Below are 13,263 nucleotides of genomic sequence, written 5' to 3'. Positions count from 1 at the left end.
CCATATAAAATTATTGGTAAAGTGTTATTATTTTCTTTAATTTGAAAAGTATTCAAGTAATCATAGGGTCGGAATAGTAAAATCGTGGAACATCAATCCCTTCCCATTGCGGCAAAAGCTGATCTCCCCTAAAAATAAAGGTGTGTATATGCGGGTGTGTATATGTGAAAATCTGTTCATAGCTATTGTGCACTATTGTTTTTTATTTTCCTCTTCATTCCTGTCGGTGTGGTTGTCCCTATCCGGTATATGGAAAATGCCCCGAAGTCGCAATCCGACTGTCGGGGCATTTTATTGGATTTGCGTATCAAAACCAGCCGATTTTCAGCACCGAGAAGGTTGCAAGAACTCGAAGCCAATGCTTCCGTAGCGAGTTTTGCTTCGCAAAACTTGTAATGAGCAGCGGAATGTAGGCCAACTACATGAGCAGCTACAATGTTTCCGCCAGGAAACATACGTCGAAAGCATACGCTGTTCGAGAGTGAATGCAAGATTCGATGCCGAATTACCCATTACATTACTTCGTGATCAAAATCGGCTTAAACGAGATGGCAGGCCACCTGATGGTCGTTGCCTACATCCCTAAATACCGGGACCTGCTCACGGCAAATATCGGTCGCAAACGGACAGCGTGTGTGGAACTTGCAGCCAGATGGAGGATTGGCTGGATTCGGAATATCCCCCTGCAGGACAATTCGCTCACGCTTCAGCTTCGGTATCGGAATCGGTACTGCTGATAACAGCGCCTTCGTATACGGATGCAGCGGATTGCGGAACAATTCGTCTCGCGACGCCGTCTCCATCATGGTGCCCAAGTACATAACGCCGATCCGATCACACAGATGCTCCACGACGCTTAGGTCGTGGGAGATAAACAAATACGTCAAGCCGCGTGTCTTCTGCAGCTTGCGGAATAAGTTAATAATCTGTGCCTGAATCGATACATCGAGCGCTGAGACCGGCTCGTCCGCAATAATGAGATCCGGGTCAAGGATAAGCGCTCTGGCAATTCCGATGCGCTGACGTTGACCACCCGAGAACTCATGTGGAAAGCGATCATACTGATAGGCCGATAGCCCGCATGCTTCCATAACCTCAAGCACTCGATCCCGAACTTCTTCCTTCGTGGTCATCCCATGGTTAAGCAGTGCCTCGCCAATGGCATCGCCGACGCGAACACGCGGATTCAAGGAACTGTACGGATCTTGGAAGATGAGCTGCATCTTCGGTCTCAGCTTGCGCAGTTCCTTCTCCTGCATGCCATAGATATCAATCCCCTGAAACTTCACTTCGCCTTCTGTCTTCTCCAGCAAGCGAATAATGGTACGCCCTACCGTACTCTTCCCACTGCCAGATTCGCCAACCAAGCCGAACGTCTCTCCCCGCTTGATGGTGAAGCTGATATCATCTACGGCCTTCACATGGCCGACGGTCCGATTGAATATGCCTGAGGTGATCGGAAAGTACTTTTTCAAATATTTCACTTCGAGCAATGTCTCAGCCATGTTGAATTCCCTCCTCATACAGCCAGCAAGCAACCCGATGCCGTTCAGCTGTATCCTTCAGCTGTGGCTGCTTCGAAGTGCACACCGACATGCAGCGGTCACAACGATCATGGAAATAGCAGGACTCAGTCAAAGACAATGGGTTAGGTACCTGTCCCGGAATCGAATACAAGTCATCCTGACGCTGGCCGATGACAGGCTTCGAACGAAGCAGACCTTGTGTGTAAGGATGCTTCGGATTCTCGAACAACTCGACAACTTCGCCTTCTTCCACGATCTTGCCGGAGTACATCACGATTACATAATCAGCGATTTCTGCAACGACACCAAGGTCGTGGGTGATGAGCAAAATAGACATGTTCGAATCCTCTTTGATTTGACGCAGCATATCCAGAATTTGCGCCTGAATCGTTACATCAAGTGCCGTCGTCGGTTCATCCGCAATGAGCAGCTTCGGATTACAGGACATCGCGATTGCAATCATAATCCGCTGCAGCATGCCCCCGCTCAACTGATGCGGGTAACTGTCCAAGATCTGTTCTGCACGGGAGATTCCAACCAGCTCTACCAGCTCACGAGCCCGAGCCCGCGCATCCTTCTTCGATAGCTTCATATGCACCATGAGAGGCTCCATAATCTGCTTGCCGATCGTAAGCACCGGGTTCAGAGAGGACATTGGCTCTTGGAATATCATCGCAATATCGTTACCACGGATTTGGCGCAGCTCTTCCTTCGGAATGTGGAGCAGATCCTTGCCGCCGAACTGAATATTGCCGTTCACCACTTTACCTGCTGGCTCTTCGACGAGACCCATTATGGACATTGCGGTTACACTTTTGCCGCAGCCTGATTCGCCGACGATGCATACGGTTTCCCCTTCACGAATACGCAGGCTAATATCATTGACTGCCTTAACTGCCCCTGCTTCGGTATAAAATAAGTACTGAGATGATCAATTTCGATTACATTTTTCATCAACTGTCATTCCCTTACTTCTTCTGTTTAGGATCGAGAACATCTCGCAAACCATCGCCGAACACGTTAATTGCAATTACTGTAGAAAATATAGCAAGACCTGGCGGAATCCACAGCCAAGGACGCTTCTCAAAGTCCATAATGCTGTTCGCCGCCTCAATCATATTCCCCCACGTAGGAGTTGGAGGCAGTACCCCCAGACCGAAGAAACTGAGTGTGGATTCGCTCAATATCGCTCCGCCCGTACTTAAAGTAGCAGCTACGATAATAAGAGGTGCAATATTCGGAATCATATGGTTGAAGAGCTTGCGCTTGTCATCAAGCCCAAGCACAATTGTCGCCTGCATAAATTCCCGTTCGCGAATACTGAGCATCTGGCTTCTCACCAGTCGTGCTAATCCAGGCCAGCCTATAAAGCTGAGTATAAACATGATGAAATACATACGATATTCCGTTGGTACCTTCCACTCGGACATCAAAGCCCCCAGTATGAACAAGATCGGCATGCTTGGAATTGTCAGCAGCAAGTCAGCAATCCGCATAATTACTTGATCGACAACACCACGATAATATGCCGCAACCGCACCGAGAATTGAACCTATAAATACGGAGATAATCATTGATGCAAAGCCTACAGTTAAGGATATGCGCCCGGCTTGCAGCAGCCGTGTCAACACATCTCGTCCGAGCCCGTCTGTACCGAGCCAATGCTTCATCGAAGGTGCTTTGTTCATCATAGCCAGATTGCTCTTGCCATCCGCATATGGTGAGAATAGTGGTCCGATGAAGCAAGCCAAGAACATAAATATGAAGAAGAACAAGCCGAATACGGCCAGCTTATTTTTAATAGTTTGTGAAATGCTTGACGCCATAGCGACGTTCGTGCCGCTGCCGGCACCGTCCGCTGAACCTCTGTTACCCCGCCGGTAATGGAAGACATGATGGAACCCCCTTAATGCAATCTGACGCGCGGATCGGCGACTTTATACAATACATCGGAAATAAGTGTGCCAATTATCGTCAAGATAGCAATGAACATCGTAAAGCCCATGAGCAGCGGATAGTCCCTCGTACCGAAGGATTGCATGTACAACTGCCCGATCCCAGGCCAGTTAAAAATTTTCTCGATAATCATCGAACCACCGAACAATCCTGGAAGTTCAAATCCCACCAGGGTGATTGCTGGAAGCATCGCATTTCGAAGCGCATGCCGATACAGCACAACGCGTTCCTTCATCCCCTTTGCTCTAGCTGTCCGAACATAGTCCTGCCGAATAACGTCAATCATGTTGCTGCGGAAATATCGAGTTAATGAACCTACTCCGAGCAATACCATTACCGCTACCGGCATCACCATATGATCCACAACTTCCCATACATGAGCCATCCCTGTAGCATTGCTACCTGTTGTCATCATTCCTCCGGGTGGCAATATCTTCAAATCAACTGCGAGCAGCTTAATCAGATACAATCCGATAAAGAACGATGGAATGGACATCGCAGCAAATAAAAAGACCATTACGGCCGTATCAAAGAAGGAATACTGCTTGTACGCCGATACAACCCCGATAATAACCGCCAATAGCCATGTGAAAAAGGTAGATACAATGGCTAGCAAAAACGAATTCCACACATAATCATTAAACAGCGTCACTACAGGCTTCTGCTGTGCAAGAGAATATCCAAAATTGCCGTGGAACGCATTGGTCATCCAGTTCCAATACCGCTCCAGCACCGGTTGGTTCAGCCCATAAATTGCCCTGAGCTCCTCCTTCCGTTCAGGCGACAGCTTCGTATTTCCCGCCAAAAAATCACCTGGCATCATTGCAAACAGCACAAAAATAAATAAGGATGCGGCAGACAAAATGAGGATCATGTACAAAAGTCTTCGCAGTAAAAAATTACTCATGATCGCACTCCTTTTGGAAGTCATTCGCCCCTGGCTGCGAATGAAGATGCAGGCCAGGGGCTCCAATAATCATTATTTCAATTCCCAGTCAAACACGCTTCCAGCTACGCCAGTCAGCGGAGTAACCTTCAAGCCATGGATGCGTCCGTTGTAGGCATATACGGATTTGCGATAGCTTGCGAAGATGTAAGGCATATCATCGTTCAACACTTGGAACAATTCTTTATAGATTTTCTTGCGCTCTTCAATATCCGAGGTTGCCAAGCCCTTCTCGTACAACTCCTTCACCTTCGGGTTGTCATAGCCCTTCACTTCACCGTTCACGAAGCGGCGAACGCCATCCGCAGGATCCACCAGAACTGGCGTTGAGAAGGAAGCAATGTCGTAATCGCCACTGTCTGATTTCGCACCAAGTGCGTTGAAGTCTGCGAACAACTCAGGCTCGAATTGAACGCCGATTGCCGCATAGTTTTCCTTCGCAATCGTTACGAACAAGTCATTCCCCTTGCTCTTAGAACCGATGAAATGAAGCTTCAGCTTTTGTCCATCCTTCTCGCGAATGCCGTCGCTACCAGGTTTCCAGCCAGCTTCGTCAAGCAATGTTTTTGCTTTTTCCGGATCATAGTTATATGGGTTAATTCCCTCTTCTGTATATGCCCAAGAAGTTGGTGAACTTGGGATGTTCGCCACTTGACCTGCGCCTTGGTTCGCATCTACGTAGATGGATTGGCGATCCAGTCCATAAGTCAATGCCTGACGAACGCGCTTGTCTTTGAACGTGGCGTGCTCGTGGTTAAATGCCAAGAAGCTATAGTTGCTGGATATAACCGGAACGAGATTCAAGAAGCCCAAGGATTTCAGCTTCTCAATATTTTCTTGTGTTGCCGTGAAGGAACCGTAATCCTGCTCACCTGTCTCGATGAACTGCCACGTATCGCCCTCCGTTGTTTTGTATATGAAATGCTCAGTCTTTGCCTTGCCCTTATAATAATTTTCGTTAGCGACAAAGCGAACCTCTTGCCCAGGAATAAACTTCTCAAGCTTGTATGGGCCTGTTCCAACCGGATTCGCATGCAAATTTTTGATAAAGTCCTGAGATTGACCAGGTTTGTAATCTTTGCCGTAGTAAGCTTTGGACAACACATCCCCGCCAAGAACCGTCAACGCTTGAGCATTTCCTTTTTCCAACGTGACAGAAATTGTATTGGCGTCGATGACCTTAATACCAGAAATGGAAGTTGCTTTGCCTTCTTTGAATGCCTTTGCCCCTTCAATACCAATGATGGACAGATCCTCCTCACCGGAGTATCCCTTGTCATTGACCAGCGTCCATGTGAACGCAACATCATCGGCCGTAATCGGTGAGCCGTCACTGAACTTCAAGCCTTGGCGCAGATGGAACGTAAACGTTTTTCCATCCTCCGTAATCTCCCATTTCTCGGCCAATCCTGGAATCGGCAGTCCCTTCTCGTCATTCGTAACGAGTGGAGTGTACAGAATGGAGGACACGTTGCCGTCATATCCGCTCTGCTGGAAGTAAGGTGTGAAGGCACCGCTCGGATCTACCAATCCGACAATGATCGTGTCGGTACGCTTCTTCGCTTGTTCTGGGAGCTTCGACATATCCGAAGCACTAACCGGTTCTGTCAACAAATCCGCAGGAGGCGTCGCGGTCTCTCCCGAACTGGAGTTGTTGGATGACACCTGACTTTGTCCTTGGTCTGAAGGTGCGGCACTGTCATTCGAGCAAGCTGCCAGAAGCAAGCTGCTAGCCATCGTTAAAGATAAAAGAAGAAGCAATGTTTTCTTCATATTGACCCTCCTGAAATGAACAAGTTTATTATCTACTATTCCTATAAGCTCAGTAGGAATTTTATAGGCATAATTATAAGCCAGTGGTAAATTTATGTACATAGTAAAATTGGTTCAATTTATGATCAATAAGTCGAATTTTCCGTATATTAACCACATATTCCTGTAATTGCTTCCGTTTAATCTAAATATCTCTTTATTACACTGATTATCTAACTCGTTAATGAAGAAAAAGCTATTTGCTCAAAAAGCATAGATGTACGGCGATGATGTCAGAGCGGTGACGCTTGGTCATGTGATGGGGTATAGTTCTGTACTAATAGGAAGTTGTCTATATTCCTGTAAGGAAATTTATAAATATGCATTTTAGAGGTATCGCTAACTCTTCGAGGAATTGTCCACCATAGAAAGTCAAAAAGCACTGTTGTTCCACGGTTCGTGAACATGACAAACGACTTTGAATTAGAGACAAAACACCTATCACTAACGTGCATATGTATGTATTTCTATGTATTATACTGCACAGATTCGCAGATTGATAGTTATTTTTTACAATGTATTCCGTTCATAAAGATGCCGACTCAGTCGGATCGGGGCTGTAATCTACAGCGCTTACATTTATAAATAGTCAAAGAAGCTTGCAGATATGCCTAAGCTGATCCGCAAGCTTCCTCAACATTACAATATTCCAAATTCAGTACCAACCTTCTTCAACACATCTCGTGCAAACTCCAAATCTTCAGTTGTATGCTGTGCGGTTACAATTAATCGAACCCGACCACGCTCTAGCGCTACAGTCGGATATACAATTCCTTGCGCACATATCCCCTCTTCCAACAATCGCTGTGAGAAGGCCATCGTTCGTGCCGGATCACCCACAATAATCGGGATAATCGGCGTCTCACTCTCTCCGGTATCGAATCCGTCTGACTGCAAGGAAGCACGGAATGAATTAGCGTTGGCCCACAGCCGCTCCGTCAGCTCCGGTTCACGCTGCAGAACGTCGATGGCTGCCAAGCATGTTGCCGCGACAGAAGGCGGAAGCGCCGTGCTGAATAGGAACGAACGCGCCGTATGGGTTAAATAGTCCTTCAACACTTGAGAGCTGGCCACATATCCCCCAACAGCTCCAATCGCCTTGGACAAAGTACCTACTTGAATATGCACACGGCCATGCAGCCCAAAATGATCGGTAGATCCCTTGCCGCATTTGCCAAGCACGCCGCTTGCGTGCGCATCATCGACATAGACAAGTGCGTCATACCGTTCAGCCAGCTCTACAATACTCGGCAGCGGGGCAATATCCCCATCCATGCTGAATACGCCATCTGTTACCACAATCCGTTGCCGATATGAGCCGGAATCCTTAAGTACGTCTTCAAGCTGATCCATATTTTTATGTGCATAAATGCGTTTATTGGTCTTGGTTAGTCGGATGCCATCAATAATACTCGCATGGTTCAATTCATCACTGATAACCACATCATCCGGACCAAGAATAGAAGATAACACGCCTTGATTCGTCGTAAAACCAGACTGGAATACAAGCGTAGCCTCCGTTCCCTTGAATGCCGCCAAACGCTGCTCCAACTGGTCATGAATGTCGAGTGTCCCTGTAATCGTTCGTACCGAGCCTGCCCCTACTCCATAGGCTTCAATCGCCTCAATGGCAGCTTGCTTGAGGGCTGGATGCTTCGTCAATCCCAAATAGTTGTTCGATGACATTTGCAGCACACGGCGACCATCCTGCAACGTCATCCAAGAATCGGATCCCCCCTGCCACACGGTGAGCGGCCGATACCGCCCTTCCGCCTTCAGGCTCCGCAGTTGACCCTCGATCACTTCAAATCCTGCCATTAGTCCAACCTCCCGAATTAGATTACATGTTGAATCTTCTGAATCCTTCACCTAAGAAACTACATTGCTCAGTTAAGGTCATGCGAGAATACAATCTTCCCGCATTTTCCGGACGCCATTAGCTCAAATGCTTCTTCGTACTGATCTAGTCGAAAATGATGCGTAACGAGCGGCTCTAAATTCAAGCGGCCGCGATTGAGCAGACCCTTGATCTGATACCAGGTATCGAACATGCGCCGTCCTGTAATCCCTTCAATATGCAGACCTTTGAAAATAATATCCCTTGCCAAGTCGAATGGCACTTCCTCTGTCGGAATACCAAGCAGGGATACGCGAGCAGCTTGTGCAGCCGCTTTCAAAGCATCGCGGATCGCCCCAGGATGACCGGACATTTCCAGCACAACCTCTGCGCCTTCACCGCCAGTATGCTGCATTAAGGTGTCGACAAGCGGCTCCTCTGTACTATTAATGATGACGTCAGCGCCCATCGCTTTGGCCATATCCAATCGGTACGAATTCACATCTACAGCAATTACAGTTCCGCTTCCGCAGGCTTTCGCAACCGCGATCGCCATCAGTCCGATCGGCCCGACGCCGATAACCGCTACACTCTTGCCTACGATATCGCCGGACAACGCAGCCTGCACCGCATTGCCGAGTGGATCCTGCAAACATGCAATATGCGGCGGAAGCTTCGGATCGTTATGGATGACATTGCTGTCTCGAACGACTGCATATTCCGCGAAGCAGCCCGGAATCGTAATGCCGAAGCTGCGTGTGTTCGCGCACACATGCGCATTGCCTGTACGACAAGCCTTGCACATCCCACAGACCACATGCCCTTCGCCTGACACATAATCCCCCGGCTTCACATTCGTCACTTCACTGCCAACGGCAGTAACTACGCCTGCAAATTCATGACCGAACACATTAGGTGTAACAACGGTCCGCGCAGCCCAATCATCCCATTTGTAAATATGAACGTCCGTACCACATATCGAGGATGCCTGCACCCGAATGAGTACGTCATGGGGACCGTAGGCAGGTATAGGCACCTCTTGTAATACTGCTCCAGGCTTGCGCTCTGCCTTGACTAATCCGATCATCGTTTGGGTCATAAACTGATTGCCCCTTCCTCGATTTTTTCTTACAATAGAAGCAGCAAATATTTCTAACATTTTCCTGTATAATATATTATACGTTTGTGCGTTATATTGTACATGGTGATTTGTATGATTTTGGAATGATTGGATGGACAACCAGAGAGGAGTATCCCATGTCAGAACCGATACATAAGAAAATCGGCAAGAATCTACAAGAAATACGCAAATCACGGAGCCTTAGCCTTGATCAAGTATCTGAAATGAGTGGAGTTAGCAAGGGTATGCTGGGGCAAATTGAACGCGGAGAATCGAACCCAACCATTTCTGTTCTATGGAAAATTGTGAATGGACTCCGTATTTCATTTGCAACTTTAATGGAAGAATCAACCCCGAACGTCACCGTTGTGCACATGGACGAAACGACGCCCCTTGTGGAGGAGGATGGGGATTACCGCGCATATCCAATTTTCCCGTTCGAGCAGGATAAAGGATTTGAAGTATATAGTGTCGTCATCGAGCCGGGCTGCAGCTATACCTCCGAGCCGCATTACGAGGGTGTCGATGAATTCATCATGGTCATGAATGGACAGCTTCAAGTCGGCATTGGCGGGAACACGTATATCCTCGAACCGAATATGGCGCTCCGTTTCACCGCGAATGAAAGTCATACATACACCAATAATACGGATGAAGTGATCCGCTATATCACACTGCTTCATTACCCTACCGTGGGCAAATAATCGAGACCGGGCATAGGGCTTGGTCTCCTTTTTAATAGTCAGCTAATTTATGGATATGTGGACAATTGCACTTTCCTTTGCACCCGCCTCATCATCTATTAGTACTAAAACAATAGAAGGTGGGATTGTCATTGTCTCGATATGTAATCATTAATGCTGACGACCTCGGTCTATCGAACAGCGTGAATCGCGGTATCTTGGAAGCTCACCGGCTTGGAACAGTCAGCAGTGCGTCCTTAATGATCAATACCCCTGGCTTCCTCGATGCTGTGTCCATTGCTCGATCTACCCCCTCACTTGGAGTGGGATTGCACTGCAATTTAACCTACGGCTCGCCTGTTACCGACCCGGCCCTTATCCCTTCTCTCGTACGAGAGGACGGCTCCTTCCATGGCATGCTGGATGATTGGACAGAGCAAGATATCTCACTTGAACTCGACAACCAGTATCAGCGCATGGTGCAGCATGGTCTTCATCCTACCCATATTGATTCGCACCACCATATCCATTTCTATAGTCAAGGCGTATACGCATGGGCCAAACGCATGGCTCAACAGGAGCAGCTTCCTGTGCGTGTGCACCCTAGCAGGCCGGATCCCGAACTTCCATGGGTTGCGGACACGCTGATGATGCACACATTTAGCAAAGACACAGGTGTATCCCTGCTCTTGAAGCTGGTGAATAATGCCCCGCAAGGAATCACGGAGATTCTATGCCACCCTGGATATGTGGATGACGATGTTAGGCGCTTATCGACGTGGACGACAGCGAGAGAAGAGGAATTGCAGGTCTTCCTCGATCCCCAAATTGCCGCCCACCTTGGGAACCTGCACAAGCGCGGTGCTCTTCACTTGGTCCATTATGGTCAGCTGCCAACCATTCGCACACATGGCGATCTTCGATATTGGACTGATGCATCTATGTCTATTCCTGCTTCTAAGGAGAGCGCTGCTCCAGTTCACTACCCACGTAAACGCAGAACCGCTTCCTCCACTTCCATACGGACTCGCAAATACGGTAAAAGAAGAAAACGTAGAACCGCGCGTTCCCGTGCCAGACTTACTCGACGTATCAGTAGACGTATCAATAAGCGCATCAATAGACGTCTCCGCAAACGTCCGCTTAGAGGAGGCGTGCTTGCCAAGAAGCGTGTACGAAGCAAAACATCTTGGCAAAATCGTCGAATCTCCAAGAGAAAGAAATCTGCGTAATTCCTATCAGGCATAAGTCACTATGATAATCGGCGGAAATAAAAAAATGAATCCTCCCTAATTGGAGGATTCATCGCTTATCTCGATTACAGTCGCGAAGCACTCGTGCACAGCCATCAACAAACTGCTGCTGTACAGCTGCATTCCCTTGCTGCCCCCCGAAGAAAAGCAAATTGCATGCAGTTATAAATTGATCTAGCGGTTCCTTATCACGCTCCAAGTCTTGATGTTCTGTATGGCGTGTCGGATTGCTTGCAGATGGAATACGAGTTCTGGCAGCTTGCCCAGCATACTCATTCCATGTCATTCCACATGGCTTAGCACCGTATTTGCGCTCGACAAGCGACCAAGCGATACGCCCCATTTCCTGTACGCGACTCATACGGAAGCTGTGCTGCTGCGCATGCACCAGTCGGCGAAGTTTGCGCTGCATCGCATTGCGCTGCCATGCCCATTTCAGAGTGAGCAGTAGAAACACGATAAAGATCACGCCGCTAAATAGGAGAACTGGCATTTGTGTAACCGCCTTACGGACAAATGATAACAACACTGTACCAATCCCACTGTGGGACTCCTCACTTGTCCATTCCTCAGGAATACGCTGAAGTGCATGCCATTCCTGCTCAATATGGGTACGAGTGGCCTGTACTCCAGTGTCCCACCATTGTGTGATCTTGTTGCTCAACTGACGAACCGCCCCCCAACCCTCTCCAGTCTTCTCGGCTGCTGCATCGTTCAACAGCGCGACAACCTCCGGTGGCGTACGGTACCCGGCTTGTTCTGATGCAGCGGAAGATGATCCGCCCGTACCTTCGCTTATGGGAGTAGAAGCCGTAATGACGTCAGGATTCGAAGCAGCCACAGAGCCTCCTGGTACGCCTATGGGCGGAGTCGCTTCAAATGGTACCCACCCTATGGAGGCGAAATACACCTCAACCCAGGAATGAGCATCCGTGCCTCGTATTGTGTAATGCCCAGGCGAATCAGCTTCTCCCGGAGCGAACCCCTTCACCCAGCGAGCAGGGATTCCCTGTGTGCGAAGCAGCACGGCCATTGATGTCGAGAAATGATTGCAATACCCCTGCCTCGAGTCAAACAGAAAATAATCGACAAAATCCCTTCCGGCTGGTGGCACAGTTGTATCCGACTTGGTATACATGTATTCCTTCTGCAAAAACTGCTGCACGCTCCGAACCTTGTCATATTGACTGTCCGCCCCCGCTGTAATGCGTTTACCTAGCTCACGAACGCGATTCGGAAGCGCCTCTGGCAGCTGCAATCCCGCCGCACGTATATCATCCGGCCAAGTCTTCTCCGGTGCTGATTGAAGCAGTTCTGTCTGAAAACGAAACACCCTTGTCTCATACTGATAGGTTAAAGGAATCCCCGCCGTATCCGATATGCCGATGTCAGCTCCATACCGTTCAGATAGAGGATTATAACGGACGAAATACTGTGAAGGAACTTCATTCCCAGCCTCTTCCGCATTAGCATTAGGAACCCAAGAGGTTATCCGCTCAGGAACCCCTCCGAACAGCAAGGGATACTTCGGCTTGAACCCCTTCCATATAATCGTCTGTTGAAAAGGTTCCGACCACCCTTCATGCCCACCCGTTTGGTCTAATTTCAAAGAGCTTGACAGTTCAATTTTCTCTTCTCCCTTTTGCGGGCTCGTCCAGCCCCTCCCCGTATAGATGGATTTGCTCTCTCCCCGCCAATACGTAGGCTCAGGAGATATCGCGGTGAACCATTCCTCATTATTGTCACGCAATGGTCGTCCCAGCTCAGAGTCGTCTGTGCTATAGCCTGTTACCATCATCGATGTACGGACTTGATCCTGCCCCTCTACAGCCGATCCGTTATTCCCATCTTTTCTTCCCCTGCCTCGTTCCGCCAAATCATTTGGTTGTAATGACTGCGTCAATGCTTCGAACGATGCCAGCGGCATTGGCTTCGGCCATGCATACACCTGCCTGATTCCTTCAGCAATCCCAACTACGGCTAAGGACAGCAGCAAGGCGCACAACAACCAGCTAAATGACCAATGACCAATGCGTGAGCGTTCTGTATCAGATTCCAACTGTTCATCCAAATACAGCCACGCTGACAAGAACAACCCCCAGCCAACCGTTCGCGCGACCGATCCCGTTA

General features: G+C 48.5%; 8 protein-coding genes and 2 pseudogenes. 2 read left to right on the top strand and 8 right to left on the bottom strand.

From position 1 onward, the window contains the following. Nucleotides 1-539 precede the first annotated feature (539 nt). The 7 genes and pseudogenes from AZ66_RS11025 to tdh all read right to left on the bottom strand — a co-directional run bounded on the left by AZ66_RS11025 (nt 540) and on the right by tdh (nt 9,176). On the bottom strand, nt 540-1,505 hold the full coding sequence (locus tag AZ66_RS11025; protein ID WP_044354902.1) for an ABC transporter ATP-binding protein: 966 nt from the start codon (nt 1,503-1,505) through the stop codon (nt 540-542). Continuing rightward, nucleotides 1,498-2,480: pseudogene (locus AZ66_RS11020) on the bottom strand (ABC transporter ATP-binding protein). The gene AZ66_RS11025 and the pseudogene AZ66_RS11020 overlap by 8 nt, the downstream one beginning before the upstream one ends. A 14-nt stretch (nt 2,481-2,494) precedes the next feature. Further along, nucleotides 2,495-3,420: pseudogene (opp4C, locus tag AZ66_RS11015) on the bottom strand (oligopeptide ABC transporter permease). 12 nt (nt 3,421-3,432) lie between these two features. Next, a complete protein-coding gene (locus tag AZ66_RS11010) occupies nt 3,433-4,389 on the bottom strand; it encodes an ABC transporter permease (protein ID WP_044354900.1) in 957 nt (318 codons plus the stop codon). 72 nt (nt 4,390-4,461) lie between these two features. After that, a complete protein-coding gene (locus AZ66_RS11005; RefSeq protein WP_044354899.1) occupies nt 4,462-6,201 on the bottom strand; it encodes an ABC transporter substrate-binding protein in 1,740 nt (579 codons plus the stop codon). Nucleotides 6,202-6,879: 678 nt separating this feature from the next. Further along, nucleotides 6,880-8,058: a glycine C-acetyltransferase gene (locus AZ66_RS11000; RefSeq protein WP_044354898.1), complete on the bottom strand. Its 1,179-nt coding sequence runs from the start codon at nt 8,056-8,058 to the stop codon at nt 6,880-6,882. Nucleotides 8,059-8,126: 68 nt separating this feature from the next. Next, nucleotides 8,127-9,176, bottom strand: a complete 1,050-nt coding sequence (tdh, locus tag AZ66_RS10995; RefSeq protein WP_044354897.1) for an L-threonine 3-dehydrogenase — start codon at nt 9,174-9,176, stop codon at nt 8,127-8,129. A 158-nt stretch (nt 9,177-9,334) separates the two neighbouring features. Here tdh and AZ66_RS10990 point away from each other — a divergent pair, with 158 nt between their 5' ends. Both AZ66_RS10990 and AZ66_RS10985 read left to right on the top strand, forming a co-directional pair. Continuing rightward, nucleotides 9,335-9,901, top strand: coding sequence for a helix-turn-helix domain-containing protein (locus AZ66_RS10990; RefSeq protein ID WP_044354896.1), 567 nt, complete (start codon nt 9,335-9,337; stop codon nt 9,899-9,901). A gap of 131 nt (nt 9,902-10,032) precedes the next feature. Beyond that, nucleotides 10,033-11,112 carry a ChbG/HpnK family deacetylase gene (locus tag AZ66_RS10985; RefSeq protein ID WP_044354895.1) on the top strand — a complete coding sequence of 360 codons (1,080 nt, stop codon included), beginning with the start codon at nt 10,033-10,035 and terminating at the stop codon, nt 11,110-11,112. A gap of 70 nt (nt 11,113-11,182) precedes the next feature. On the opposite strand, the gene AZ66_RS29745 is transcribed toward AZ66_RS10985, so the two are convergent. Next, nucleotides 11,183-13,263, bottom strand: a 2,081-nt coding sequence (locus AZ66_RS29745) for a transglutaminase-like domain-containing protein (protein WP_052648472.1), incomplete at its 5' end; no start/stop codon positions are given.

Source organism: Paenibacillus sp. E194 (assembly GCF_000935845.1).
GTDB lineage: Bacteria > Bacillota > Bacilli > Paenibacillales > Paenibacillaceae > Paenibacillus_B > Paenibacillus_B alvei_B.
The sequence above is the reverse complement of the archived record's forward strand: the minus strand, read 5'-3'. Positions and strand labels throughout refer to the sequence as shown.

Bases quoted from the DNA above. Each gene is read 5' to 3' on its own strand.
- AZ66_RS11000 (WP_044354898.1), bottom strand. From the start codon at position 8,058: ATGGCAGGATTTGAAGTGATCGAGGGTCAACTGCGGAGCCTGAAGGCG.
- AZ66_RS11025 (WP_044354902.1), bottom strand. From the start codon at position 1,505: ATGGCTGAGACATTGCTCGAAGTGAAATATTTGAAAAAGTACTTTCCG.
- tdh (WP_044354897.1), bottom strand. From the start codon at position 9,176: ATGACCCAAACGATGATCGGATTAGTCAAGGCAGAGCGCAAGCCTGGA.
- AZ66_RS11005 (WP_044354899.1), bottom strand. From the start codon at position 6,201: ATGAAGAAAACATTGCTTCTTCTTTTATCTTTAACGATGGCTAGCAGC.
- AZ66_RS10990 (WP_044354896.1), top strand. From the start codon at position 9,335: ATGTCAGAACCGATACATAAGAAAATCGGCAAGAATCTACAAGAAATA.
- AZ66_RS11010 (WP_044354900.1), bottom strand. From the start codon at position 4,389: ATGAGTAATTTTTTACTGCGAAGACTTTTGTACATGATCCTCATTTTG.